This window comes from Pseudoalteromonas spongiae UST010723-006 (assembly GCF_000238255.3).
In the GTDB taxonomy this organism is placed as follows: Bacteria; Pseudomonadota; Gammaproteobacteria; order Enterobacterales; family Alteromonadaceae; genus Pseudoalteromonas; species Pseudoalteromonas spongiae.
In genome coordinates this window covers 783171-808567 of record NZ_CP011039.1, presented here as the reverse complement: position 1 = coordinate 808567, position 25397 = coordinate 783171, and the positions used below count along the sequence as shown (strand labels likewise).

The window sequence follows — 25397 nt, the reverse complement described above, 5'->3', positions numbered from 1 at the left end:
CTTTAGTCTTTAACCTTAACTCAGTGTCATAATAATTTATTATAACAATCGCACCCGATGAGTAAATTTGGCTTAAGAGACTGGATAATACTATTAACTTTAGTACCCACCTTAACGGTAGGTATTATCCTAGGCAGTTATTTTACCTTAACTCGCTATCAAGAACTTAACGATTTTCTCACCGAACAAGGGCAAACTATTTCCACACCGCTGGCAAAAGCCATAGAGCATGCGCTAAACAGCAACAATATTGTTGAATTAAAGTCGGTTATTAGCGATACACACAATCAACACGCTCCACTTATAAAATCAATTGTATTATTCAACGCCGATCATGAACTTATTCTCACCAGTAACTATTACCCAGAGATAGAAGAGTTTAAATTTGAAAACGGCAACGCATTGCCAAAACAGCTTTATATTAAACAATTTGAAAAAAGCATTCTGTTTTCGCTACCAATTTTCGATAAAAACGCGCTTTCACAAGACAGCTTATTAATTTCACAGCATTTACCAGTAAAAGCCTATGTAAACGTAGAAATTAGTAACGACCGCGCAGTGATTGCGCGCCAAAGTGCTTTGCTGTTTAGTATTGTGATTATTGGTTTAGCCGTAGCCATCGCGTTAGTAATTGCGTTTCGTTTTTCTAATCGCTTAAGTGATCCAATCAAAAAGCTGGTGTTTGCGGTTGATCAGCTAAAAAGTGATGAATTAGAAACCGGACTCGATGAACGTATGGCAGGCGAGTTTGAAATTTTAAGACGCGGCCTTAACGATATTTCGGCCAATATGGTTACGCAAAAAGATGAAATGCAGCGCCATATCGACCAAGCCATTAGCGATTACCGCGAAACGCTTGAACAATACGAAACACAAAATATTAAGCTAAATTTTGCCAAACGCGAGGCGCAAAGAGCAAACCAAGTTAAGTCTGATTTCTTAGCTAAAATGAGTCATGAGCTCAGAACACCGCTTAACGGTGTTATTGGCTTTACCCGCCAGTTATCTAAAACACCACTCAATAAGCACCAAAAAGATTACCTCGATACCATTGAATTTTCCGCAAAAAGCCTGCTTACAATTATTAGTGATATTCTAGATTTCTCTAAGCTTGAAGCGGGTGCGATGGAACTTGAGCATATTCATTTTCAATTGCGCGATACCATTAACGAGGCGCTCACCTTATTAGCGCCGAACGCCCACGAAAAGCACATTGAATTATCGCTATATGTTGCTGATGGGATTTCCGATCATGTAATAGGCGACCCTACCCGCTTTAAACAAATTTTAATCAACCTTATTAGTAACGCGATTAAATTTACAGACAATGGCAGTGTTACTATTGACGTAACCGGCCGTATGTTAAGCGACCATAAGCAAGCACTGCTTATTTCTGTCAAAGACACCGGCATTGGCATCGATAGCAATAAACAAGATTCACTGTTTTTGGCGTTTGGTCAGGCCGATTCCAGCATTACCCGTAAGTTTGGTGGTACCGGTCTAGGTTTGATTATTACCAAACACTTAGTTGAAGCAATGGGCGGTAAAATTTCCTTAAATTCAGCGCTAGGCAAAGGCAGTTGCTTTACCTTTAATGCTGAACTTGAAATTCCAAAACACCAATATGCGGTAGATTTACCACTTGGTCCGTTAGAGCAAAAACGCGTGTTATTCTTTGAACCGTTTGAACACAGCTTTGAAGCCGGCAAAGAATTATTAGAAAGCTGGCAGTTAAATGTGACTGCATGTGCAACATTCGGCGAATTGGAAGAAGCGCAAAATCAAGCGTTTAATTTTGATATTGGCCTGCTTGCTGTGAACATTGACCCCAACGACCTACACGCATGCCGCGAACTAATTAAGCGTGCACGGGAAAAATGTGATTACCTATACGTATTAGTTAATACCATATCGCATAGCTATCGCGAGGTGGTGATTAATGCCGGCGCCGATGCGTGTTTGTCAAAGCCAATGAACCATCGCAAGCTGTGCCATACACTTGCCGCCCCATACAGACTTGATCACCCAACGATTAGCACTCCGGCAACAGATAAAGAAACATTGCCATTAAAAGCGCTTGTGGTGGATGATAACGATGCTAACTTGCGCTTAATGTGTGCACTGCTTCGCGACAAAATTGAAAGTTTTGATACCGCACACAATGGGGCGCAAGCGGTTAGCCTTGCAAAAAGCCGTAAGTACGATGTGATACTGCTTGATATTCAAATGCCAATTATGGATGGCGTAACCGCATGCAAACTCATTTTAGAATCGTCTCTTAATGAGCAAACCCCAATTATTGCCGTGACCGCTCACGCTCTTGCCAGTGAAAAAGAATCGCTACTAAGCAATGGCTTTACCAGTTACCTAACCAAACCGATCGATGAAGAAATTTTAATGAAAACCATTGCAGAGTTTGGTTCAAAAGATTATCAACCGAAAGTACAACCTGCCAAATTAATTAGCAGTGAACCTCCGTTTTCGAGCAATATGATTGATTGGCAGTTAGCATTACAACGCGCTGGCGGAAAAGAAGATCTCGCGAACGAAATGCTGAGCATGTTATTGCTTAGTATTCCCGAAACACAAAAGTTAATTAGCGAAGCCTTTGACGATAGTGACAGCAAAGAGCTATTAAGTATTATCCATAAATTTCATGGCGCCTGTTGTTACACTGGTGTGCCCAAAATTAAAAACCTCGCAGAAACCATCGAAACTGCGTTAAAACAAGCACAAGCGCTTAAAGACATCGAACCAGAAATATTTGAACTGCAAGATTGTTTATCGAGCTTAATGCAAGATGCTGGGGCAATTCAGAGTGTAGAGTAAAAGTTTACTGTTAAAGTAGAGTGAAGATTTTGACGGGGACTTGTGAGTTTAATCTCTTCTAAATAATGGAATAAGTGCTGGAATGTCGCTGCTGCTAAAAGCAGCGACAAACACAATTTACATTCTTGCTTCTAGCATTAAGCGTTTCATATCTGAAACGGCTTTTGCTAAGCCATCAATCGCTGCACGCGCAATAATTGCATGGCCAATATTAAGCTCGTAAATTTCTGGAATGGCGGCGATTGGTTTTACATTATGATAATGCAAACCATGACCTGCGTTTACGGTTAAACCTAAATCTGCTGCGTATTTACAACCAGCGGCGATACGCGCGAGTTCTTCATCACGCTCTTTATCGTTTTCAGCGTCTGCATACGCGCCAGTGTGAATTTCAACGAATGGCGCTTTTACTCGAGCACATGCATCAAGTTGCGCTTCAATTGCATCAACAAACAGCGATACTTTAATACCGGCTGCGCTGAGTTTTGCTACTGCATCGACAATTTTTGCTTCGTTGCCAACTACATCTAGGCCGCCTTCGGTGGTAAGCTCTTCACGTTTTTCTGGCACTAAACATACGTATTCTGGATTTACCTCAAGCGCTATACCTATCATTTCATCGGTAACGGCCATTTCTAAATTCATACGTGTTTGAATGGTTTTTGCCATTACATATACATCACGGTCTTGAATATGACGGCGGTCTTCACGTAAGTGGATAGTAATACCATCTGCACCAGCGTGCTCTGCAACGGTTGCTGCATGTGCTGGGTCTGGAAATTGCGTGCCACGGGCTTGTCTTAACGTTGCGATATGGTCAACATTGACCCCTAATAAAATATCTTTCATAAATTAAGATCCAAATAATTCTCGGCTTTTCAGTTTTTTATACCCTAAAAGCGGATTAAGTAAATAGCGTGCCAGTTGTTTTGCTAATGTGCGCGTTAGCTTATCAGAAAAGTCTAAGCATGCAATTTGTTGTATTTGCTTTCCACTTAAACCTCGGCGACTACCTTTTAACGACAACCAACCTAGTTCATTTTGATACTGGTAATACGTATCATCTTTCAATTCAGAGCCGTGAGCGTCAAAAGAAAAATCTAACCCTACACCTAACGCTTCTAATAATTGAAACTCAAACGAACGCAAAATGGGTTCGTAGTCTTCATCATTCGCTAACTGCGTTATATGCTGATGATACAGTTCATATATTTCATCAAGTGGTTCATTGATAGGTGTTAAGCGCGCGGTCAATTCGTTGAGGTAAAAACCACAGTACAAAGCTTTATTTTTGAGTGCGACAAGGCTCTCGAGCTCGTATTGGTTTAAGTATTTGATATCGCCTTTGCCAGCATATTGTACGCTAAGGCGACTAAATGGTTGCAGATTGGCTTTTTGTTTGATGCTATTGCGGCCCTTCACACGAGCCAACAAGCGGATATGACCAACACCTTGTACCAACAGGTCCAACATTAACTGCGAGTCGCTAAATGGACGTGAATGCAGTAAATAAGCTGGCACAAAGTGTTGCATTGATTAGACCTTAGTCTTCACCATAGCCTAAGCTGCGAAGTGCGCGTTCATCATCAGCCCAACCTGATTTCACTTTTACCCAAAGTTCTAAGAACACTTTATTATCAAGCATATCTTCAAGATCTTTACGTGCTTCGCGGCCGATTACTTTAAGCTTTTCGCCTTTATTACCAATCACCATGCGTTTTTGTGTTTGGCGCTCAACCAAAATTAAGCCATTAATTTGCCAAACGCCGTTATCCATCCATTTAAACTGTTCAATTTCAACAGTCACGGAATACGGTAGCTCGTCCCCCATAAAGCGCATTAATTTTTCGCGAATCACTTCTGCCGCTAAAAAGCGCATTGAGCGATCGGTTACGTAATCTTCAGGGAAGTAAAATTCACATTGAGGCAAAGTGTTATGAACGTGCTGTTTGATTTGCTCAACGCGTTTGCCATGCTTTGCTGAAATTGGGATCATATCAAGGAAATTACCTTTCGTTGCTAACCACTGCAAATGTGGTAGTAACTCTTCTTTTTCCTTAACGTTATCTTCTTTGTTGATTGCAAGAATCACAGGCACGCCACTGCCCATTACCTTAGTAAGTACCATCTCATCGTCATCTGTCCAACGGGTACCTTCAACCACAAAGATAATCAGTTCCACGTCACCAATTGAGCTGGATGCAGCGCGGTTCATTAAACGGTTAATTGCGCGTTTTTCTTCGCTGTGAAGACCTGGAGTATCAACATACACGGCTTGGTATTTGCCTTCAGTATGAATACCCATAATGCGGTGACGCGTAGTTTGCGGCTTACGTGAAGTAATACTCACTTTTTGCTCAACCAAACGGTTTAACAGCGTTGATTTACCCACATTTGGGCGGCCCACAATGGCAATCATGCCACAGTGAGTATCAATTGGCGCATCTAACAGGTCTTTATCAAGCGTCATCTTTAATCATCTTCAATGCAAGCTCAGCTGCTTTTTGTTCTGCTTTACGACGCGAACTTCCTTTAGCTACTACTTGAGGTTTATTCTCAATTAAGCACTCAACCGTAAATACTTGATTGTGCGCTTGGCCTTTAGTATCAATTACATTATAGCTAGGCAGAGGGATCTTGCGGGCTTGCAGATACTCTTGTAGCAAGGTTTTTGGGTCTTTTTGATTGTGCCCTGGGGTAATTGCTTGTAAACGCGTTTGATACCAGTTAAGTACTAATTCACGACATGTTTCAATGTCTGAATCTAAAAATACAGCACCTATAATTGCTTCAACGGCATCAGCAAGCGTTGATTCACGGCGATAACCACCGCTTTTCAGCTCACCCGGACCAAGGCGAAGAAAATCGCCAAGTTCAAATTCCACACCAAATTCCGCCAATGTTTGACCGCGTACTAGCGTAGAGCGCATACGGCTTAAATCGCCTTCACGGGCTTTTGGAAATTGATGATACAAAGCATCAGCTATAACGAAGCTCAAAATCGAGTCACCTAAAAACTCAAGGCGCTCATTGTGAGCACCTCGGTAACTTCTATGGGTCATTGCTTGCTCTAGCAAGCGAACGTCGTTAAAGCTGTAACCTATCTTCTTAAATAATAAGTTTACGTCTTTAGTCATTATTAACTTGTTAAAAGATTATTGAATTTTGCCAAGGCGTTCAAAGCGCACACCAGTTGGCACCCAAGACGGTAATAAACTGTCTTCGTCTTCTGAAAAAGTAAAGCTCATCCAAATAAATACTGCTTTACCTACTAAATTTTCTTTTGGTACAAAACCCCAAACACGGCTATCTTGGCTGTTATCGCGGTTATCACCCATTGCAAAATAATGGCCTTCTGGTACGCGCCATTCATCTTGCGCCGTACCCGCTTGCTGATAATAGCGACCTGATAATTCAGGCATTGCTGGGTTAATTAAAATATCGTGTGTTAAACCTGAAAGCTGTTCTGTTGCGCGAATTTGTGGCACACCAGCGAGCATAAACTCACCTTGATTCACCAGTTCACGTTCCATTTTATTAAACTGACCACAAGTTAAGCCTTGGCTATCACTTTGCCCTGCATCACATTTAGGTTTAATGTAAATTTCTTTATTGCGATAAATAATAGTATCGCCCGGTAAACCCACGACACGTTTAATAAAATCAATTTTATCGTCTTCTGGGTATTTAAATACAAACGGGTCACCACGCTCTGGCGTGCCAACATCCATTAGTTGCGAGCGCCAAACTGGGTCTTTTACACCATAAGAGTATTTTTCCACTAGAATGAAATCACCTTTTAATAAGGTTGGCATCATTGAGCCCGATGGAATTTGAAACGGTTCATACAAAAACGAACGGAAAATTGTAATGGCGGCAACCATAGGAAAAATCGACTGCGCTGTTTCAGCAATTGAATGCTGCGGTGCAATCTGCTCGATCACATCTTCGGTTAACGGCACACCACTTGCGCCTTGCGCCACGGCAATACGCTCTTTACGCTTAGGTGCGTAAACTAAGTGATCGATTAACCAAATTAGGCCCGAACCTAAGGTCAACAATACTAAAAATATTGAAAAATAACCCGCCATGTCATTAACTCCTTACTTGCCCACTTTCAAAATGGCTAGGAAGGCGTCTTGAGGTACTTCAACATTACCGAGTTGTTTCATACGCTTTTTACCTTCTTTTTGTTTTTGTAATAGCTTTTTCTTACGTGATACGTCACCACCGTAACACTTCGCGATTACGTTTTTACGAAGTTGTTTTACAGTAGTACGTGCAATTACGTGCCCGCCAATGGTTGCTTGAATCGCAATATCGAACATCTGACGCGGAATAAGCTCTTTTAATGCTTCTGCTAATTGACGACCACGTGATTGAGATGCATCACGGTGACAAATAATTGCCAGTGCATCAACACGGTCACCATTGATAAGAATATCAACGCGAACCATATCGGCTGGTTGGAAATGCTTAAAGTTATAATCAAGAGATGCGAAACCACGGCTGGTTGACTTCAATTTATCAAAGAAGTCCATTACTACTTCACCCATTGGCATTTCGTAAGTAATCGCTACTTGGTTGCCGTGATAAGCCATTTTTGTTTGCATACCGCGTTTTTCAACGCACAGGGTAATTACGTTACCAAGGTACTCTTGCGGCACAAGAATATTTGCTTCAACGATTGGCTCGCGAATTTCTTCAATATTACCAACTGGCGGTAAATCAGACGGGTTATCGATGTGAATAACGTTACCGCCCTTTTCAACAATCTCATACACTACCGTTGGTGCAGTAGTAATAAGGTCCATGTCATATTCGCGCTCTAAACGCTCTTGGATAATTTCCATGTGTAGCATACCCAAGAAGCCACAACGGAAACCAAAACCAAGTGCTGTTGAGTTTTCAGGCTCATAGAATAACGACGCATCGTTTAAGCTTAGTTTTGATAGCGCATCACGGAAGCTTTCATATTCGTCTGATGAAATTGGGTACATACCCGCATACACTTGCGGTTTTACCTTTTGGAAACCCGGTAATGGAGCATCAGCTGGCTGACGTTGCAAGGTGATGGTATCACCTACTGGTGCACCGTGAATATCTTTAATACCCGCGATAACAAAACCTACTTCACCCGTTCTTAACGTGCCCGTTTCAGTTTGTTTTGGCGTGAAGATACCTACTTTGTCGGCGATGTGAACTTGACCATTTGACATGATCTGGATTTTATCGCCTTTTTTCAGCTCGCCGTGTTTAATACGCACAAGTGATACTACGCCTTGGTATGGGTCAAACCATGAATCGATAATCAGCGCTTGTAATGGCTTTTCTGGATCACCTTCTGGTGGTGGAATATTTTTAACAATGTCTTCAAGTACCGCGTCGATACCTAGACCTGTTTTTGCACTACATTGGGTTGCACCCGTTGCATCGATACCTACGATATCTTCAATTTCTTCCGACACGCGGTCAGGATCAGCTTGCGGTAGGTCGATTTTATTTAGAATTGCGAGTACTTCTAGATCCATTTCAATTGCGGTGTAACAGTTAGCAACTGTTTGTGCTTCTACACCTTGACCAGCATCAACTACTAATAATGCACCTTCACACGCTGCTAATGAACGCGAAACTTCATAGGTAAAGTCAACGTGTCCGGGTGTGTCGATAAAGTTTAGTTGGTATGTTTCGCCATCGTTAGCAGTGTAGTTTAGCGTAACACTTTGCGCTTTAATGGTAATACCACGCTCACGCTCAAGGTCCATTGAATCCAGTACCTGCTGTTGCATTTCGCGATCAGATAAACCACCACAGACTTGGATTAAACGATCCGATAAAGTCGATTTACCGTGATCAATGTGGGCAATAATAGAAAAGTTACGAATGTGCTTCATATGTTGGATTCAATACTTCTAAATAAATAGGGTTCAAAATCAAAACGCCGATTTTACCCTTAATTTGGGCTAATCACCATTAATTTGCGTGATTGGTAAGCTGATTGGGTGAATTTTTTTTATTTTAATGCGATTTTTAAGGCCCGTTTGCTTCGCTTTTGCTAGCAAAAACCCCGTATAACCGCCTAGCATTGCAGATAAAATTTGCCACCCTTCACTAACAACAAAAACATGTGCCGCAACTATGGTAAACACTAAAGCAAGCAGCAAAGGCACGATGTACGTCCACAACGACATTTTAATGACATGAGAATCATCTAAGGTTAAATCGACTTTTTGCCCGACTTCAAGGGCAGCATCACTTACAATCGTAAGTTCTGAACGTTTATTAGCAAATAGTTTAGCAAAGGTAAGCGAGCCGCATTTACCATCACAACCACTGCATGCTTGGGGTTTAGGTAATGCAAAAGTGACCAAAGTATTATCTACTTTGGCCACCGTAAACGTTTTTTCAATCATTAGTTAGCGCGTTGAACTGATTCTGCTACTAGTTTAGCAGTCATTGGCGGCAATTGACCAATCACAGAGACTTCATAGCCTGGTGCTTGATGAATAAATACCGTTGTAGCACCTGCCGAAAGCGCTTTGCTACGACTATTACTAGCAAGCGGTCTTTGAATAAAGACCGACACTTCAATTAACCCGTCACTGTAAAGATAGTAATCGGCAAGCTCACCGTTTAAGTTTAACGTTTGACGCTCTGATTTTACCAGTGCGAAACCTGCAGGCATCGCATCAACTTGCCATGTTTCAATACTTTGCTCTTCTTTAACAGCGGTTACTGGCGCAGGTAGATTTTGCTGACTCATTTCGATAAGTTCAACACTCGGTTGTTCACTAAAACTAACGTTAGTCATTTGCAGCTGTTCAACAATTTCGCCAGCGGCCGACACATAGGCAGTTTTTAGTGGCAGTTTTGAGTGTTCATCAAGCCACAACCAGTAGTTGAATTTTGCTTGGTCTTTAGATTCGATGCGCACCAATTGTGCTACACGACCTGATATCCGTGACTTGCCACCAATTGCAAAGTGATAATTCGGTTCCAGCTCACTGATATCGTTAAAAATAATACTTGGGATCGGGCCAGCTAAAGACGAGCTGTTTAAAGAATAAGGTGGGTTTTGTGGCTCAAAGTAGGTAACTACATTGCCAACACGCAACATTTCAACACCCGCACCGTCGAGTAGACTTAAGTGCTCGAGTTCAGTGCCTTTGTAATTTGCATGTCGCCACGCGTAAGGTTCTATATTATTTCGCCCTTTTACAACTACAAACGAGGCGGTAAAGTTACTGTTTTTGACCGTATTGGCCATTTCTAATAAAAGCTGTTTCGCTTCATTAGGTTCAGAAGCAAAGCTTGGCAACGCAACTACAAGCCAAGCTAAGACAACGAATATTCGCATCTACTGATTGTTCTCCAACTCGTCTTCTTTCGCTTTTTCAGCTTGAGCAATACGCGATTGTCTTTGGTGCTCTAATAACAGCGCACCTAGACGTTTTTCTTCAAGCTCGCGCAGTCCTTTTTGAGCGGTTTCAAGCGCAGGTTCAGTTGAATAACTTACTGGCGTTGCAGTACCACCAAAAGGCATGGTTTCTAAATTTTGCAGTTGTGGCTCAGGGCTAATGATATCTGCATCCTGGGGAACAGATTGCACGCCAATTACCGCAACAGCAGCAACACTTGCTGCAATTGCCATTTGGGCAAACGGTTTTTTCCAATTTGAGATTGCGACTGTGCTTTGTTGATTTACCGCAGCAACTTGCTCAGTAACGCTTGGCGCTTCTGGCACTTGGCTGTAGGTTTCTTCTTGTTCTAATGCCAGTGCAACTTGATCTGCGATATCGATTTGGATAAGTTCTTTGCCTTCGCCACGCATTACATCACCAATCAGTGAATAACGCGATGCAGCGTGCTCTAACTCATCCCCCAAATGTCGGCTTTCGAGGCTGTGTTCGTTATCAAACAATGCCGATATTTGTTCTTTTCGTTTCTCATTCAAATTAGTCATAAAGTGACCTATGCATTATTTAAAATTGGATTAAGTCGATTATCGATTGCCTCGCGAGCACGGAATATCCGCGATCTCACTGTCCCGACAGGACAGTCCATTATCATGGCAATGTCTTCGTAACTTAACCCCTCTAATTCGCGTAATGTAATTGCCGTTTTAAGATCATCCGGTAAGCCGTCAATGGTCCTAAAAATTACCTGCTTTATTTCATCGCTTAGCAACAAGTTTTCTGGTGTTGAATTACTTCTCAGTGCATCAGCGCCATCATAAAATTCTGCATCATCCGCATCAACATCGTTGGCTGGCGGACGGCGACCTTGTGAAACTAAATGATTCTTAGCACAGTTAACAGCTATACGATAAAGCCAAGTGTAAAAAGCACTGTCACCGCGAAAACCCGGTAACGCTCTGTATGCTTTAATAAACGCTTCTTGTGCAATATCAGCAACATCTCCATGGTTAGAGACGTAACGTCCAATTAAGTTCGCAACTTTGTTCTGATATTTTTTAACTAACACATTGAATGCGTTTTTATCACCCTGCTGAACTTTTCTTACTAGCGCTAAATCCAAATCCTGCTCGCTCATTCGAGCCGGTACTCCTCTTAATTTATAATCTTTCTCTAGTTCCCAAGAGTAATGTCACAATATAGGACTCAAGGAGTTTGAAAAAGTTCGAAACATTTTATAAAAATTTTAAATCAATTTATCTTTGTTAATCTTAAACATAGATAAATAGACTGTAACAAGGTCACTTTAACACTTTTCCTTAAGCAAAATTAGCATAAAATCACGTTATCGCTATTTCTTCGCTGTTTTTCACATTCTTATACTACCTTACAAATAGGCTGTGCGACTTTTGTCTTTTTATCATTGTCATAATTGATGTTATTATATGCCAAATAAATTACCTGCATTGTAAAGTGATACCTGTATGACAAATACACCACAGTTAACAACCGATGTTGTCATCGTAGGAAGTGGTGCTGCTGGACTAACCTTAGCGCTTACCTTAGCAAATCACTGTCACGTCACCGTATTAAGTAAAGGGCCATTAACTGAAGGCTCAACCATGTATGCCCAAGGTGGCATCGCCGCAGTTTTTGATAAAGAAGACAGTGTTGAATCGCACGTTGAAGACACCCTCGCAGCGGGCGGTGGACTATGTGATCGCGACGCCGTTCATTACACTGCAAGCAACGCTAAAACATGCATGAAGTGGCTAATAGAACAAGGCGTACCATTTGATATGGATAAAAACGCCCTTGGCAAAGAACGCTACCATTTAACCCGCGAAGGCGGTCATAGTCACCGTCGTATTCTGCATGCAGCTGATGCAACCGGTAAAGCAGTACAAACCACGCTTATCGACCGCGTAAAAGAGCACGAAAACATTTTATTGCTTGAACGCTATAATGCAATTGACCTAATCACCGATGAAAAACTGAATAACACAGGCAAACGCTGCCACGGTTTATATGTTTGGAATCGCATTACCGAACAAGTTGAAATTATTAGTGCTCGCTTTATCGCACTTGCCACAGGTGGCGCCAGCAAAGTCTATCTATATACATCAAACCCTGATGTTTCTAGTGGTGACGGCATTGCAATGGCGTGGCGTGCAGGCTGCCGTGTCGCCAATATGGAATTTAACCAATTTCACCCAACCAGTTTGTATCACCCTGAATTACAAAACTTTTTAATTACTGAAGCTATGCGTGGCGAAGGGGCGTACTTAAAACGCCCTGATGGTTCACGCTTTATGCCTGATTTTGATGAGCGCGCCGAACTTGCGCCTCGCGATGTAGTTGCGCGCGCCATCGATTATGAAATGAAGCGCCTTGGCGCTAACTGCGTATATCTCGATATCAGCCATAAAGATAAAAACTTTATTATCGACCACTTCCCCACTATTTACGCAAAATGCTTAAGTGTTGGCCTCGATATTACCAAAGAAGCAATTCCTGTGGTTCCAGCAGCCCATTATACCTGTGGCGGCGTAATGACCGACTTTAATGGCAAAACCGACTTAGATAATCTTTATGCCATTGGCGAAGTCGCTTATACGGGCCTGCACGGCGCTAACCGCATGGCGAGTAATTCACTGCTTGAGTGCATCGTATTTGCGCAAGCTGCCGCCAAAGATATTATGGCAAAGCTTAATTCAGAACATAGTGCACCAAGCATTCCAAACTGGGATGAAAGTCGTGTGACAAATTCTGATGAAGAAATTGTGATTACTCACAACTGGCACGAACTGCGTTTATTTATGTGGGATTACGTTGGTATTGTTCGCACCACCAAGCGCCTAGAACGAGCGCTTCGTCGCATAGAGTTACTGCAACAAGAAATTGATGAGTACTACACTAATTTTAGAGTGAGTAATAATTTATTGGAGCTGCGTAACCTAGTTCAAGTGTCTGAGCTCATTATTCGCAGTGCGCTTGAACGAAAAGAAAGCCGCGGTCTGCACTATACCCTTGATTACCCAAATCAAACGGAAAACCCAACGCCTACCGTGCTACACAAAAACGCATCAACTTAAACATCTCGATAAACGGCTCTCAATAGCCGTTTTTTATCTTTTGTAGATAACTTATTTAGCAAAATCAGTTTATTAAACTTACTTTTTTGCCGTTTAAAGCGAATTAATACAAACCATGCAGTTACGATACTAAACGGACGTATTTCACCAATTTTATTGCCGTCGTGCTGACACAATACACGCTCATCTTCGAGCAACAAATAACAGTCACTTACTAACGCTCTTTTTAGCTTAAAAAAGCAGATAATACTAACCAGCACAAGAAATACTAAAACAAGTAGAGCGGAGAGAATATCTTCAGCGGGGAGTAAAGCAAAGAAAAAAATAGGCAAGTTAATGCCGAGATAAACACTCGGCACAATGTTAGATTTTGCGACGTATAACCTATACGCGGACACGATTTAAAATCGTTTTAACCATGTAATCTAGCTCAGCGTCTTCACATTTTTCATGCCCCATAAACCAAGCAAATAAATCAGGGTCATCGGCTGCTAGTAAACGTTGAAAAATTGCTTTGTCATTATCTGTTAATGCGTCGTAAGCTTCATCAACAAATGGTCTTAGCAACACATCAAGTTCCAACATACCGCGTCGACACGCCCAACGTAATTTAGCCTTGCTATCTAAATTGCTCATTTTATACCTCGTTAATTCACGCATCTTAATAGTAGCAAAAGCTAAGCATGCAATCATCAGGAATCTAAGTTAAAATCAAGGCATTAATTTTCAGTGGTAGGGTATTATGATAGTCGCTTCTCGCATTTCAGAAAAAATCATTCAAATTAGCGGACAAGACCGCAAGTCTTACCTGCACGGACAAGTTACACAAGATCTTAATTTATTAAACGACACGACCTTTTTATGGTCAGGGCATTGCAATGCAAAAGGTAAACTTTGGTCAGTACATAAGCTAATTGCGGCAAACGACGCTTACTTGATGTTAGCAAGTGACATTGAAGCAGAGCAAAGCTTTACCGAGCTAAAAAAATACGGTGTTTTTTCAAAAGTAGAATTTGCCGTAAGCGAGCAGCTAATTAGCCTTGGTGTAACAGCGCAAACCACTAGTGAAATTGAGTCTGCATTGGCGATTTCATTTACCAGCCACAATTTAGTGCAATTTGAATTAGGTTATGCGCTAAAGCTAGCCGAAGGCTTAGTGCAACTTGTTATTGAAACAGAAAAACTGGCTGAACTTGAAGGCAAAATTACACTTACAAATAATGAAAATGCATGGCTTGCAGCTAATATTAAAGCCGGATTGCCGCGCCTAAATGCTGAAACACTCGATGAGTTTGTTCCGCAGATGGTCAATCTACAAGCGATTGGTGGAATTAGTTTTAATAAAGGCTGTTATACAGGCCAAGAAACGGTCGCGCGCATGAAATACCTAGGCAAAAACAAGCGTGCAATGTACAGCTTATTTGCCGCCGAACAAAACATTGAAACAGCAAGCGACGTTGAAGTTCAGCTTGGTGAAAACTGGCGTAGAGCCGGTAAAATAATTAACACAGCGGTTACCGATGAAGGCACATATATTCAAGCGGTACTGCCAAACGACACATCTGAGCAAGCTCAGTTGCGCGTTAAAGATCTTGAAGAGTCACGCCTTAGCGTGAGTGCTCTTCCTTACACACTTGAAGATTAGGTTTAATATGAAAATTGCACAGCAAAAAGTAGTAAAGCTTCATTACTCAGTAATGGACAAAGACAACAATGCCATCGACAGCTCATTTGATAACGAGCCACTAGAATTCATCATTGGTTCGGGTTTTTTAATTCCAGGTCTTGAAAATGCGCTTATTGATAAACAAGCTGGCGATACCTTTACTGTAGAAGTTGCAGCAAAAGATGGCTATGGCGAGCGTCACGACGGTTTGATGCAAGCAGTACCTAAGTCAATGTTTGACGGTATGGATATTGAAGTAGGCATGCAATTTCGCGCAACGACCGATGACGGTGAGCAAACTGTTGTAATTATCGATATTCAAGAAGACGATGTGATTGTTGATGGCAACCACCCGCTTTCTGGTATTGATTTAACATTTGATGTTGAAGTACTTGAAGTACGTGACGCGACAGAAGAAGAATTGGCACATGGCCATGTTCATGGTGAAGGAGGCTGTGGTTCACACCACGATCACAAACATGATGAAAATGGCGGCTGTTGTTAATTTACAGCTCTGACAATAAAAAATAGCGCTTTAGGGCGCTATTTTTTTTGCTTATCTAATGCGGCGATTAAGCCAGCTTGATCGTTTGTACCAAGCCTAATTTTTGTTTCATCCTGCAGCACTAATTCAACCGCCTTAAAACCGTGGGCTGAATACACAAACCCATCATGGCTAATGCGTAAACCAATGCCATGTCGCCATGAATTCTCCACAGCCTGATACGAAACAACCTCTGACAAAGGTAAAGTTTGACCAAACCAGCCAAAAGCAAAACCCCATTTTATTGTGTTATCTTTTACGGTGACTGTCATGCCATGAAATAAAAATGCCACCAGCACCACAAAACCTGAAAAAATCAGCAAACCTGTAATCGGGCCAATTAAGTAAACCGCTAATAAGGTAAATGAAAAAATCCACGAAAGCAGCAGTAAAATAGCCCAGGCGATTTGTTTATGAGAATAGGTCATTAATATTCCAAGTTAGTTGAAGCTAAAAACAAAAGTTGCACTGGTTTCAGCGTCGTAATTGCGTTTGCCTTCTTCAGGCATGGTGTTGTAACGATATAAATAAGAAAATTTAAGACTAAGTGCACCGCTAATTTGGCTCACCAATGACGTCTCAGATTTGATGCGGGAGTTTAACCCACTTAACGAATGCTCCGCACTAATATCCTGATTAAAGCGCGTGCGTTTACTTACGATTCGCTCCCACTGCAAAGCTAATCGCAGCAAGTAACCTAAATCCGATTCATCGGTTTCACTGACCTGATAATTAACCCCAGGACCAACATCTAAATCAATGCTGTCTTTACGATTTTCTAAAAAGCGCCAACCGTAACCAGCAACAAAGCTCGCTTGCTTTTCGATACCACTAAATCTATCAAATTCATAATCACCGTATAAAAACAGTGAGTTATTTTTGTCTTCAAGTAAGTAGTTACTTTGCAATGAAGTAAAATAACGCGTGGCAGACAGCTCATCGCCTTCGTCATTATCGTTATCTTTTTTTACCAAGGAATCAAACTTCAATTGGTTGCGCCAATTATTGAGATCTTGCATGATGTTAGTTTTGAGTTTTGCACTAGCAGTATTAGTGTTACCAGTCGTTACAATAAAGCCCAGCTCTAAGTCACCAAATAACAGTCGCCCTTTATTTTGCTCATACCTTTCGTCACTTGGGGTTTCGCCATAAATGGCAAAGTCTTCAAACGGATCCGGATCCGCAGCGAGTAATTTAGAACAAAAAAGAACACAATAAAAAAACACAATCCAACGCATTTAATACTACTCTAACTCTCAATCCACCTAAGCTAAAAAACCAGTTTTATAAAAAGAACTACTTCCACAATACGTGAACAAAGGGCGCTGCTTTATCACGGCTAATTAAAATGCGCGCAAATAACACATCTTGGTTTTCAAACTCTAATCCCACCAGCACTTGAATATACAGCTCTGGTTCAATTTCAAATTCGGTAAATTCTTGCCAAGACTCATCCGGCTCACTTTCTTCAATAAAGCCTAAATCTTCACGATATTGATTAAACTCAACAATATCTTGTTCAGACAAGTTGTCTGGCGCCAATTCAAGAAACACTTCATACGCGTGATTAGTCGCTTCTTCAATTGTCCACAGGTGCTCTTGGTTGCTCATAACTCGACTCTTCGCATTTTTTGATAATTATATCAAAACAAAAAAGGCAAAGAAGTGCTTCTTTGCCTTATATTTTGTGATTTTAACGCAGGTGACCGACTGTTAGCCTAAAATCCAGCTAATAGCAGGCCTTCCTGTGCAACTGTTACTCATGTGCCAGCTTTGCTTTCACCTTTTCACGCATACTTTGAATTAACGCATAGAATATTGGAATTAACAAAGTACCAAAAATAGTCGCAGCCAACATACCAGCCAGTACGGTTAAACCTAAACTAACACGGCTACCCGCACCTGCACCGGTTGCAAATACTAGTGGTAAAACCCCAAGTACAAACGACAGTGCCGTCATCAATACTGCTCTAAAACGCAACCTTGCAGCATTCAGTGCCGATTCAAAAATACTGTGTCCCGCTGCGCGTTGTTCCATCGCAAATTCGACAATTAGAATGGCGGTCTTAGTGGATAAACCAATCAAGAGTATTAAGCCCACCTGCGCATAAATATTGTTTGCCATTCCAACCGTATAAAGCGCACTCATCGCACCAAATATCGCTAACGGCACGGCTGCAATTACCGCAAACGGAATGGTCCAGCTTTCGTACTGTGCAACCAAGAATAAGTAAACAAAGATAATCGCTAAACCAAATAGTAATGGCGCTAAGTTACCAGCTTGAATTTCTTGTTTCGTTTGCCCTGCCCAATCATAAACGTAGCCTGTTGGTAATTGCGCAGATAATTCTTGCATCACCTTAATTGCTTCACCACTTGAGTAACCCGGCGCAGGTTGACCTGTGATGCTTGCACTGCGATATAGGTTGAAGTGATTTACGCTAGTCGGGCCCAAAATTGGTTCAAGACTCGCAAGTGTCGTTAGCGGTACCATTTCACCACTGCTAGCACGTACATAGTAGTTATTTAAGTCAGACGGATCTTTACGAAACTCAGTTTCGGCTTGAATAACAACCTGATAAGTACGACCAAATTGGTTAAAGTCATTAATGTACAACGAACCAAGTTGCGCTTGTAAAGTCACAAACACATCGCTTAACGCCACACCTTGCGCTTTGGCTTTATCACGGTCAATTTCTAAGAAATACTGCGGCACATTAGCGCGGAAAGTACTAAATACGCTAGTTAATTCAGGACGCTGGTTAGCCTCGTAAATTAAGCCGTTCATCACCTGCGCTAAATCAGCAGGCGCTCGCCCTTCGCTATCTAGCAATCTAAATTCAAAACCTGAACTCGTACCTAAACCTGGAATTGGCGGTGGATTAAAGACAAAAATTTGCGCATCTGGCATTGCAAACATCTGTCCCATTAATCGTGGGATCACTTGCTGTAAGCCAAGTTCTGGCGCAGTTCGATCTTCCCAGTCTTTCAGCACAATTACGCCAAGGCCATTATTTGAACCAGGGCCACCAAGCAATGAAATACCCGATACGGTAATAATATCGGTTACTGCAGGGTCAGCTAAGATGGTTTCGCTTACTTTCGCCATTACCTCCGCAGTACGGCCGCTAGCTGCTGCATCTGGTAATTGCACATCAACAAACAAAAAGCCTTGATCTTCCGCAGGTACAAACGCGGTAGGAACCGCTTTGGTTAACCAACCTGTTGCAGCGAATAACAATACTGTTACTAAACCTACACGCGCTGAGCGTTTTAACAACCAACCGACCATCGATGAATATTTAGAAGTAGAAGAAATGATGCCTTTTTCTACAGGTGCTAACCATTTAATTGGTTTCATTGCTTTTTCACTTAGTAACAAAGTACACAGTGCTGGGCTTAACGTTAATGCGTTAATCGATGAAATAAGTACAGCAAATGAAATTGTTACTGAAAACTGCTTATAAAGCTCACCGGTGATACCTGGCATAAATCCAACTGGCACAAACACCGCAAGCAGTACTAGAGTTGTCGCGATAATTGGCCCTGAAACCTGCTCCATGGCTTTACTTACCGCTTCTTTAATTGGCAGCTTTTCTTCTTTTAAAATACGTTCAACGTTTTCAATAACAACAATGGCGTCATCTACCACAATACCGATAGCCAGTACCAAGCCAAACAAGGTAATGGTATTGATTGAATAACCCATCAACATCATAAAGGCGAACGTACCAACCAACGACACAGGAATTGCTACTGACGGAATTAACGTTGCACGCCAATTTTGGAGGAATAAAAATACCACTAAAATTACCAGCGCAACTGCTTGATAAAGCGTTACCACTACTTCTTCTATCGAGCGGTTAATAAATTCAGTTGTATCGTAAGGCATGCTGTAGTGAAGGCCATCAGGAAAACGCTCAGAGAGAATTTCCATTTGTTTTTTCACATTCGCAGCCACTTCAGTCGCGTTAGCATCTGGCAGCTGATAAATAACTAAAAACGCAGTATCTTCACCATTTAATTTGGCAGTAAACGCGTAATCTTTAGAACCCAATTCAATGCGACCAATATCCGACAAACGAATAAAATCACCATCGTTTGTAGCTCTAATAATGGTATCGCCAAATTCATCTGGGGTTTTTAGGCGACCGCGTGCCTGAATGGAATATTCAAACTGCTGATTTTTCGGAGCGGGACTGGCGCCTAACTTACCCGCAGCAACGATTAAGTTTTGCTCTCGTAATGCATTTTGCACATCCGCCACAGTGACACCAAGCGACGACATTTTGTTTGGATTTAACCAAATACGCATTGAATAGGTTTTTTCACCCATTACTTCAGCGTTTGCCACACCCGGAATACGCCCTAGAGGCTCTGTTAAATAGTTTGTGGCATAGTTACTTAGGAAGATTTCATCAAGATTTTCTTGCGTGCTGTAAAGCGTCACACCCAATAACATATTACTGGATTGTTTGCGCACAACAACGCCTTGACGTTTTACTTCTTCAGGTAAGCCAGCTTCGGCAAGTGCAACGCGGTTTTGCACATTCACTTGCGCCATATCATCGTCAGTACCAACTTTAAAGTAAACGGTAATGCTAGCAGTACCGTTATTAGCGGCCGTGGATTCGATATACAGCATATCTTCCACCCCATTGATTTGCTCTTCAATGGGCCGGATCACCGACTCCTCAACAACCTGAGCACTCGCCCCTGGGTATACAGCAGTCACCTGTATTTGTGGTGGCGTAATTTGAGGGTACATATTCACTGGCAACAAATACAACGAAATTAAGCCAGCTAAGGTAATTACAATTGAAATAACCAGCGCAAATTTGGGCCGATTAATAAACGTTTTACTAATCATTTACGCCCCCTATTCTGCGCTGTTTGTGATAACACCGGTTACCGTATCAACATTTTTTTCAACTGGGTTTACTTCAACACCTGGGCGCACTTTTTGCAGCCCTTCAATAATAATGCGCTCACCCGCTTCAATGCCCGAGTTAACGACCCACATAGCATTAATGCGACGACCTAAATCTACATGTCGCGTGCTCACTTTGTTGTTGTCATCAACCACTAATAAGAACTTACCTTGCTGATTTTCTTGTACCGCAGCTTGTGGCACTAACGCCATTGACGATTTATTTTTGCTCTCAGCAATCAGCTTTACAAATAACCCAGGTAATACAATACCATCTGGATTTGGGAAAGAGGCTCTTAGCTCAACCGTGCCGGTGTTGCGGTCTATTTTTGTGTCGGCAAAATCTAGCACACCAGCCTCGGCATATTCGCTGTTATTCGGTAAACGAATTTTTAAATCGAGAGGTACTTGATCAGGACTTTCGATATTTCGGTGTTCTTGTAAGTAGGTAGTATAAAGTGCCTCTTCAACCGAAAAATTAACATAGATAGGGTCCGTTGAGGTGATGTTTGCTAGCACGCCACTTTGCGGGCTTACAATATTACCTACATCAATATTTACGCGACCGATTTTCCCATCAAACGGCGCTACTATTTCAGTGTAACTTAAATCCAATTTAGCTTTTTTAAGTGCCGCTTCGCCCGCTTTTACCGCTGCTTGCGTCTGCGCAGCATTGGTAATTAGCTTGTCTAAATCAGATTGTGAAATAAAGCCTTTATCAGCGACTTCTCTACCACGTTTTAAATCGCGGGCAGCACCTGCTGCACCAGCTATTTTTGATTTTAGGTCCGCATCAGATTGCGCTAAAAACGCCTCGTATTCGCTAGGATCAATTTTTAGCAGTAAATCGCCTTTTTTAACTTCAGAGCCTTCAACAAATTTTCGCTCTATTAATTCACCTTGCACACGGGTTGTAATATCCGCTTCTTTCGACGCTTCGGTGCGCGCAGTAAACTCACGATAAGTGCCAACTTGGTCATTATTAACAGTATAAACCGAGACCGCTGGTGCTGGCGCTTGTTGCACAACTTCTTCCTTTCCACAACCCGTCAAGGCCATCGGCCCTAACAACACACAGCTGACAAAAAACGCAGCTTTGGTTGGGGAACTAATATTTTTATACTTAGACGTAAACATGCAACTCTCCCTTATCACAAATAGAGCAAATTTTTATTCTCGATGAAAAATCCGAAATTTCTAATAATATCTTCTGGTTATCAATCATAATACGACTGCACATTAATTGTAATTTAATATTTAACAAAATCTAATCAAATCAGTAAGTGGTGTTTTTAGCCATTTGTCAGAGCGGCTATTTTGCTGGAAAAATATGAACCTAGGGTGAAGTTACACGCTTTACAGACATAGTAAGACACGTTAATCTCGAACAACCCAACAGGTCGGATGAGAATAATAATGAGCCACCTTGTCACCTTAAATATTGAAGCTGGCGTTGCCACCGTCACATTTAATCGCCCCGATAAACTCAACGCACTGAGCTATGAAAGTTTTGTACAGCTAGCACGCATTATTAAACAATTGAAAAAAGAAAAATCTCTAAGATTAGTGATTATTGATGCCAACGGCAGTGATTTCTGTACCGGCCTTGATGTAAAAAACATCAGCCGCTCTCCCACTAAAATGTTAAAGCTGCTATTGAAATGGCTTCCCGGTAACGCAAATCTAGCGCAGCGAGTCACCATAGGGTGGCAAGAAATTAAAGCGCCGGTGATTTGTAAAATTCATGGCCGCTGTTTTGGTGGCGGTATGCAAATCGCGCTTGGCGCAGACTTTCGTTTAGCGAGCCGCGATGCCCAATTCGCCATTATGGAATCTCGTTGGGGATTAACACCAGATATGGCAGGCAGTGTCATGTTGCAAGGCCTAATGCCTTATGACCAAGCCTTAAAGCTCACTCATATAGCCGAGCCAATTAGTGCTGACATTGCCCAAGCAGTCAATTTAATTACACAAGTATGCGACGATTTAGATCACGAATGCGAGCAATTAAAGGCGGCATTATTAGCACAATCGCCCGATGCGTTAGCTGCAAACAAACGCACTTATCAAAAGCGTATGCTCGCAAATCGCCGCCAATTGTTAGCAGCTGAAACATTTAATCAAATACGTATTCTACGCGGCAAAAATGTAAAACGTGCCATTAGCAATCGCTTAAAAGGAGAAACTAAGCCTTTCGACAATTCGGCTAATTGGTAGCGACTAAAGAACAGTATACCGACCTGCAAGCTGTGATAGGCTATTGCTATGAAATACATTGTTAGTTTAACAATTCTAGTAACAGCATTAGCCCTTGGTCATGGCCTGCTGTATATACTGAATTTTAGTTTTCCCCCAGCAGTGCTCGGTATGGGCATATTATTGCTTGTGCTCAAATTAAATATTGTGTCGCTAAAGCAATGTGAGGCGGTTGGTGCATTACTGCTGAAATACTTCCCACTTTTTTTCATTCCCGCTGGTGTTGGCATCATTCAGCATTTGGACCTTATTAAAGACAACCTGCTTTTAATAGTGTTCTCAATACTTACCGCCACGGTAGGCACCCTATTTATTGTAGGAAAAGTCGCAAGTCTGCTTTTTGCATCTAGCGATAAGGAACAGTCATGAGCCTGCTTTTGATTGTTTTGTCTCCGCTTTGTTTTTTTACCTTTAAATGGTTGCAGACCCATTACTTAAAACACAGCCTTTGTAACCCTATTTTATTAAGCATTGCGTTTATTAACGTGATTTTAGTGTGGGGTGAAATTCCCTACACAGAGTTTGCCACAATTAACACAGCGTATTTTTGGTTACTTGATTTAGCAATTGTTGCGCTAGCGATCCCACTATACAAAGAATCACGCACCATAAAACAACATACCTGGCGCTACATTTTATGCAGCGCCACCGGCGTTTTGGTTTCATCGATAATTGCCATGCTTGTCGCCTATTTACTTGGCGCCAATGAACAACTTATCGCAAGCCTTGCACCCAACGCAGTAACAACCCCCATTGCTATTGAGGTTAGCAATCAACTTAACGGAATAAGTGCTCTTTCGGCAGTGATTGTTATTTGTGTCGGTATTTTTGGCGCTGTTTTTGGCTTACCGCTACTCAAACTATTTGGCGTAACACATATACCCAGTCAAGGCTTAGCGCTTGGCGCAGCTTGTCACGCAGTGGGGACTGCACGTGCCATTGAGATTGATGAACGTATGGGCGCATTTGCTTCCGTTAGCTTAGTATTAAGCGCCATATTGACCCCACTTATTATCCCTGTAATCTATACCTTGATAGAACTGGTACTATTAAACTAACTAGTCGGTAATCACATGTTACTAATACGCTTTTTTATTATAGGAGTTGTACTTGCCATGGCTGGATGCGCAACAAAAATAACGCCAAACACAAGTACACCTAGCTATGCTAAAGAGGCAGCGAAAACAGGTCGATTAGCTGAGTTTATTAACGATTTAACACATGATAAGCAAGGACAAACCGGCGTTTATACGCTTGGGCAAGGAGTCGATGCCTTTGTATCACGCGTGAGTTTAATCAATGCGGCAACCAGCAGCATTGACCTACAGTATTACATCTACAATAACGACATTACCGGCAACCAAATCAACTATTCGCTATACAACGCCGCGGAGCGCGGCGTGCAAATCAGATTATTGCTAGATGACTTGAAAGCACCTGATTCAAACCCACAATTACAAATTTTAAATCAGCATAAAAATGTTGAGATTCGTCTATTTAATCCCTCACCTAACCGCCGCTTCAAAGCACTTGGCATTCTTACTGATTTCGATCGCTTAAATAGCCGGATGCATAATAAATCGCTCACAGTCGATAGCTTAACCTCTGTGATTGGTGGACGAAATATTGGTGATGAATACTTTAGTGCAAGTCACGAAGTTGAGTTTGGTGATTTTGATTTATTACTAATTGGCGCTGCAGTAAATGATATTAATACGCAATTTGATAGTTACTGGAATAGTGAGTTTAGTTACCCCTTAGAAGTATTCCACAACAAACTCTATTCTGACGCTGAAGTAATTAATATTCTTAGTAATTGGGACCTTGAAGTCAGTAATGCCGAAGAGAGCAAACAGGATTATGTTCAAGCATTGTTAAACTCAGAATTTATTGAACATTTAACTGAAGGTAAATTACCTTGGTCGTGGGGTAATGCCCAAGTGTTATATGACCCACCGAGTAAAATCAATGAGAAAGGACTCGCTAGCCCACTACTTGATGATTTAGAAGAAGCCTTTGCTAGTACCACAGAAAGCTTATTTATTATTTCCCCCTACTTTGTGCCCGGTGAAAACGGAACTGAGTATTTAAGAAAAATGGTAGAGCGTGGTGTTGAAGTCAGCATATTGACTAACTCACTTGCCGCAACCGATGTTGTCGCAGTACACTCGGGCTATGCTCCCTATCGAAAGTCCCTTTTAGCAGCAGGTATCACCCTTTACGAAACAAAAGTTACTCCCAACATTAAACCAAGTGCATGGCGCGGCTCGACCCAAGCAAGCCTTCACGCTAAGTCTATTATTTTTGACAACAAGCACACGTTTGTAGGCTCTTTAAACCTCGACCCACGTTCAATTTTTATCAACACCGAAATCGGTGTGCTGTTTAAAAACGCCCCCTTAAGTGAGAAAATTCATAATGCTCTGTCCGATGCCATCAGTGACTCTGCCTATCAGGTTAAGCTCAATGATAATAAGCTTGAATGGATTGATTTAAAGACAAAAAATACATTCACAAGTGAACCCGATGCAAGCATTTGGCGTAAAATCGGGGCATGCTTTTTTGGTATTCTACCCATTGAAGATCAGCTTTAAACACGTTGTTCAAGTTGACTTTAGAGACGACTGGTCTAATAATACCCACTAGGTGTAAAAAAGTATTA

Annotated in this window: 24 protein-coding genes; 8 read left to right on the top strand and 16 right to left on the bottom strand. The window is 41.7% G+C overall.

Annotated features, from left to right (window positions below):
* Nucleotides 1-57: 57 nt before the first annotated feature.
* Nucleotides 58-2829, top strand: a complete 2772-nt coding sequence (barA, locus tag PSPO_RS03770) for a two-component sensor histidine kinase BarA (RefSeq protein WP_010560763.1) — start codon at nucleotides 58-60, stop codon at nucleotides 2827-2829.
* Nucleotides 2830-2946: 117 nt separating this feature from the next.
* Here the strand turns inward: barA and pdxJ are convergent, their stop codons facing one another.
* From pdxJ to rpoE, 10 genes are all read right to left on the bottom strand, one after another.
* The gene (gene pdxJ, locus PSPO_RS03765; protein WP_010560764.1) at nucleotides 2947-3678 is read right to left on the bottom strand and encodes a pyridoxine 5'-phosphate synthase; all 732 of its coding nucleotides are present in this window, start codon (nucleotides 3676-3678) and stop codon (nucleotides 2947-2949) included.
* A 3-nt stretch (nucleotides 3679-3681) separates the two neighbouring features.
* A complete protein-coding gene (gene recO, locus PSPO_RS03760; RefSeq protein WP_010560765.1) occupies nucleotides 3682-4362 on the bottom strand; it encodes a DNA repair protein RecO in 681 nt (226 codons plus the stop codon).
* Nucleotides 4363-4372: 10 nt separating this feature from the next.
* Complete coding sequence (gene era / locus PSPO_RS03755; protein WP_010560766.1) at nucleotides 4373-5299, bottom strand: GTPase Era; 927 nt, start codon at nucleotides 5297-5299, stop codon at nucleotides 4373-4375.
* A complete protein-coding gene (gene rnc, locus PSPO_RS03750) occupies nucleotides 5289-5966 on the bottom strand; it encodes a ribonuclease III (protein WP_010560767.1) in 678 nt (225 codons plus the stop codon). Before rnc ends, era begins: the two co-directional genes overlap by 11 nt.
* 18 nt (nucleotides 5967-5984) lie before the next feature.
* A complete protein-coding gene (lepB, locus tag PSPO_RS03745) occupies nucleotides 5985-6920 on the bottom strand; it encodes a signal peptidase I (RefSeq protein ID WP_010560768.1) in 936 nt (311 codons plus the stop codon).
* A gap of 12 nt (nucleotides 6921-6932) precedes the next feature.
* On the bottom strand, nucleotides 6933-8723 hold the full coding sequence (gene lepA / locus PSPO_RS03740; RefSeq protein ID WP_010560769.1) for a translation elongation factor 4: 1791 nt from the start codon (nucleotides 8721-8723) through the stop codon (nucleotides 6933-6935).
* Between the two features lie 69 nt (nucleotides 8724-8792).
* On the bottom strand, nucleotides 8793-9242 hold the full coding sequence (locus PSPO_RS03735) for a SoxR reducing system RseC family protein (RefSeq protein WP_010560770.1): 450 nt from the start codon (nucleotides 9240-9242) through the stop codon (nucleotides 8793-8795).
* Nucleotides 9242-10186 (bottom strand): MucB/RseB C-terminal domain-containing protein, encoded by a 945-nt coding sequence (locus PSPO_RS03730; RefSeq protein WP_010560771.1) that lies wholly within the window; start codon nucleotides 10184-10186, stop codon nucleotides 9242-9244. The genes PSPO_RS03735 and PSPO_RS03730 overlap by 1 nt, the downstream gene beginning before the upstream one ends.
* Nucleotides 10187-10792, bottom strand: coding sequence for a sigma-E factor negative regulatory protein (locus PSPO_RS03725; protein WP_010560772.1), 606 nt, complete (start codon nucleotides 10790-10792; stop codon nucleotides 10187-10189).
* Between the two features lie 8 nt (nucleotides 10793-10800).
* Nucleotides 10801-11382 (bottom strand): RNA polymerase sigma factor RpoE, encoded by a 582-nt coding sequence (gene rpoE, locus PSPO_RS03720; protein WP_010560773.1) that lies wholly within the window; start codon nucleotides 11380-11382, stop codon nucleotides 10801-10803.
* Between the two features lie 346 nt (nucleotides 11383-11728).
* On the opposite strand from rpoE, the gene nadB reads away from it, so the two are divergent.
* Entirely contained in the window at nucleotides 11729-13339 is a 1611-nt protein-coding gene (nadB, locus tag PSPO_RS03715) for an L-aspartate oxidase (protein WP_010560774.1), read from the top strand.
* 384 nt (nucleotides 13340-13723) lie between these two features.
* Here the strand turns inward: nadB and PSPO_RS03705 are convergent, their stop codons facing one another.
* Nucleotides 13724-13975 carry an FAD assembly factor SdhE gene (locus PSPO_RS03705; protein ID WP_010560776.1) on the bottom strand — a complete coding sequence of 84 codons (252 nt, stop codon included), beginning with the start codon at nucleotides 13973-13975 and terminating at the stop codon, nucleotides 13724-13726.
* A gap of 106 nt (nucleotides 13976-14081) precedes the next feature.
* Between PSPO_RS03705 and ygfZ the strand changes: the two genes are divergently transcribed.
* Nucleotides 14082-14984, top strand: a complete 903-nt coding sequence (ygfZ, locus tag PSPO_RS03700) for a tRNA-modifying protein YgfZ (protein ID WP_010560777.1) — start codon at nucleotides 14082-14084, stop codon at nucleotides 14982-14984.
* A 7-nt stretch (nucleotides 14985-14991) separates the two neighbouring features.
* Entirely contained in the window at nucleotides 14992-15510 is a 519-nt protein-coding gene (locus tag PSPO_RS03695; protein ID WP_010560778.1) for an FKBP-type peptidyl-prolyl cis-trans isomerase, read from the top strand.
* A 38-nt stretch (nucleotides 15511-15548) separates the two neighbouring features.
* Here the strand turns inward: PSPO_RS03695 and PSPO_RS03690 are convergent, their stop codons facing one another.
* The 5 genes from PSPO_RS03690 to PSPO_RS03670 all read right to left on the bottom strand — a co-directional run bounded on the left by PSPO_RS03690 (nucleotide 15549) and on the right by PSPO_RS03670 (nucleotide 21616).
* Nucleotides 15549-15977 (bottom strand): hypothetical protein, encoded by a 429-nt coding sequence (locus tag PSPO_RS03690; RefSeq protein ID WP_010560779.1) that lies wholly within the window; start codon nucleotides 15975-15977, stop codon nucleotides 15549-15551.
* 12 nt (nucleotides 15978-15989) lie between these two features.
* Complete coding sequence (locus tag PSPO_RS03685) at nucleotides 15990-16787, bottom strand: DUF481 domain-containing protein (RefSeq protein WP_010560780.1); 798 nt, start codon at nucleotides 16785-16787, stop codon at nucleotides 15990-15992.
* A gap of 58 nt (nucleotides 16788-16845) precedes the next feature.
* A complete protein-coding gene (locus tag PSPO_RS03680) occupies nucleotides 16846-17160 on the bottom strand; it encodes an HI1450 family dsDNA-mimic protein (protein WP_010560781.1) in 315 nt (104 codons plus the stop codon).
* A gap of 145 nt (nucleotides 17161-17305) precedes the next feature.
* The gene (locus tag PSPO_RS03675) at nucleotides 17306-20419 is read right to left on the bottom strand and encodes an efflux RND transporter permease subunit (protein WP_010560782.1); all 3114 of its coding nucleotides are present in this window, start codon (nucleotides 20417-20419) and stop codon (nucleotides 17306-17308) included.
* Nucleotides 20420-20428: 9 nt separating this feature from the next.
* Nucleotides 20429-21616 carry an efflux RND transporter periplasmic adaptor subunit gene (locus PSPO_RS03670; protein WP_010560783.1) on the bottom strand — a complete coding sequence of 396 codons (1188 nt, stop codon included), beginning with the start codon at nucleotides 21614-21616 and terminating at the stop codon, nucleotides 20429-20431.
* Between the two features lie 279 nt (nucleotides 21617-21895).
* Between PSPO_RS03670 and PSPO_RS03665 the strand changes: the two genes are divergently transcribed.
* From PSPO_RS03665 to PSPO_RS03650, 4 genes are read left to right on the top strand one after another with little or no spacing between them, the layout of a single operon-like run.
* Complete coding sequence (locus PSPO_RS03665; protein ID WP_010560784.1) at nucleotides 21896-22696, top strand: crotonase/enoyl-CoA hydratase family protein; 801 nt, start codon at nucleotides 21896-21898, stop codon at nucleotides 22694-22696.
* A gap of 48 nt (nucleotides 22697-22744) precedes the next feature.
* Nucleotides 22745-23104, top strand: coding sequence for a CidA/LrgA family protein (locus PSPO_RS03660; protein ID WP_010560785.1), 360 nt, complete (start codon nucleotides 22745-22747; stop codon nucleotides 23102-23104).
* The gene (locus PSPO_RS03655; RefSeq protein ID WP_010560786.1) at nucleotides 23101-23793 is read left to right on the top strand and encodes an LrgB family protein; all 693 of its coding nucleotides are present in this window, start codon (nucleotides 23101-23103) and stop codon (nucleotides 23791-23793) included. The genes PSPO_RS03660 and PSPO_RS03655 overlap by 4 nt, the downstream gene beginning before the upstream one ends.
* A gap of 15 nt (nucleotides 23794-23808) precedes the next feature.
* Entirely contained in the window at nucleotides 23809-25329 is a 1521-nt protein-coding gene (locus tag PSPO_RS03650; RefSeq protein ID WP_040641225.1) for a phospholipase D family protein, read from the top strand.
* The last annotated feature ends 68 nt before the right edge of the window (nucleotides 25330-25397 follow it).

Excerpts from the sequence above, each read along its gene's own strand:
- barA (WP_010560763.1), top strand. The coding sequence starts at position 58 with ATGAGTAAATTTGGCTTAAGAGACTGGATAATACTATTAACTTTAGTA.
- pdxJ (WP_010560764.1), bottom strand. The coding sequence starts at position 3,678 with ATGAAAGATATTTTATTAGGGGTCAATGTTGACCATATCGCAACGTTA.
- recO (WP_010560765.1), bottom strand. The coding sequence starts at position 4,362 with ATGCAACACTTTGTGCCAGCTTATTTACTGCATTCACGTCCATTTAGC.
- era (WP_010560766.1), bottom strand. The coding sequence starts at position 5,299 with ATGACGCTTGATAAAGACCTGTTAGATGCGCCAATTGATACTCACTGT.
- rnc (WP_010560767.1), bottom strand. The coding sequence starts at position 5,966 with ATGACTAAAGACGTAAACTTATTATTTAAGAAGATAGGTTACAGCTTT.
- lepB (WP_010560768.1), bottom strand. The coding sequence starts at position 6,920 with ATGGCGGGTTATTTTTCAATATTTTTAGTATTGTTGACCTTAGGTTCG.
- lepA (WP_010560769.1), bottom strand. The coding sequence starts at position 8,723 with ATGAAGCACATTCGTAACTTTTCTATTATTGCCCACATTGATCACGGT.
- PSPO_RS03735 (WP_010560770.1), bottom strand. The coding sequence starts at position 9,242 with ATGATTGAAAAAACGTTTACGGTGGCCAAAGTAGATAATACTTTGGTC.
- PSPO_RS03730 (WP_010560771.1), bottom strand. The coding sequence starts at position 10,186 with ATGCGAATATTCGTTGTCTTAGCTTGGCTTGTAGTTGCGTTGCCAAGC.
- PSPO_RS03725 (WP_010560772.1), bottom strand. The coding sequence starts at position 10,792 with ATGACTAATTTGAATGAGAAACGAAAAGAACAAATATCGGCATTGTTT.
- rpoE (WP_010560773.1), bottom strand. The coding sequence starts at position 11,382 with ATGAGCGAGCAGGATTTGGATTTAGCGCTAGTAAGAAAAGTTCAGCAG.
- nadB (WP_010560774.1), top strand. The coding sequence starts at position 11,729 with ATGACAAATACACCACAGTTAACAACCGATGTTGTCATCGTAGGAAGT.
- PSPO_RS03705 (WP_010560776.1), bottom strand. The coding sequence starts at position 13,975 with ATGAGCAATTTAGATAGCAAGGCTAAATTACGTTGGGCGTGTCGACGC.
- ygfZ (WP_010560777.1), top strand. The coding sequence starts at position 14,082 with ATGATAGTCGCTTCTCGCATTTCAGAAAAAATCATTCAAATTAGCGGA.
- PSPO_RS03695 (WP_010560778.1), top strand. The coding sequence starts at position 14,992 with ATGAAAATTGCACAGCAAAAAGTAGTAAAGCTTCATTACTCAGTAATG.
- PSPO_RS03690 (WP_010560779.1), bottom strand. The coding sequence starts at position 15,977 with ATGACCTATTCTCATAAACAAATCGCCTGGGCTATTTTACTGCTGCTT.
- PSPO_RS03685 (WP_010560780.1), bottom strand. The coding sequence starts at position 16,787 with ATGCGTTGGATTGTGTTTTTTTATTGTGTTCTTTTTTGTTCTAAATTA.
- PSPO_RS03680 (WP_010560781.1), bottom strand. The coding sequence starts at position 17,160 with ATGAGCAACCAAGAGCACCTGTGGACAATTGAAGAAGCGACTAATCAC.
- PSPO_RS03675 (WP_010560782.1), bottom strand. The coding sequence starts at position 20,419 with ATGATTAGTAAAACGTTTATTAATCGGCCCAAATTTGCGCTGGTTATT.
- PSPO_RS03670 (WP_010560783.1), bottom strand. The coding sequence starts at position 21,616 with ATGTTTACGTCTAAGTATAAAAATATTAGTTCCCCAACCAAAGCTGCG.
- PSPO_RS03665 (WP_010560784.1), top strand. The coding sequence starts at position 21,896 with ATGAGCCACCTTGTCACCTTAAATATTGAAGCTGGCGTTGCCACCGTC.
- PSPO_RS03660 (WP_010560785.1), top strand. The coding sequence starts at position 22,745 with ATGAAATACATTGTTAGTTTAACAATTCTAGTAACAGCATTAGCCCTT.
- PSPO_RS03655 (WP_010560786.1), top strand. The coding sequence starts at position 23,101 with ATGAGCCTGCTTTTGATTGTTTTGTCTCCGCTTTGTTTTTTTACCTTT.
- PSPO_RS03650 (WP_040641225.1), top strand. The coding sequence starts at position 23,809 with ATGTTACTAATACGCTTTTTTATTATAGGAGTTGTACTTGCCATGGCT.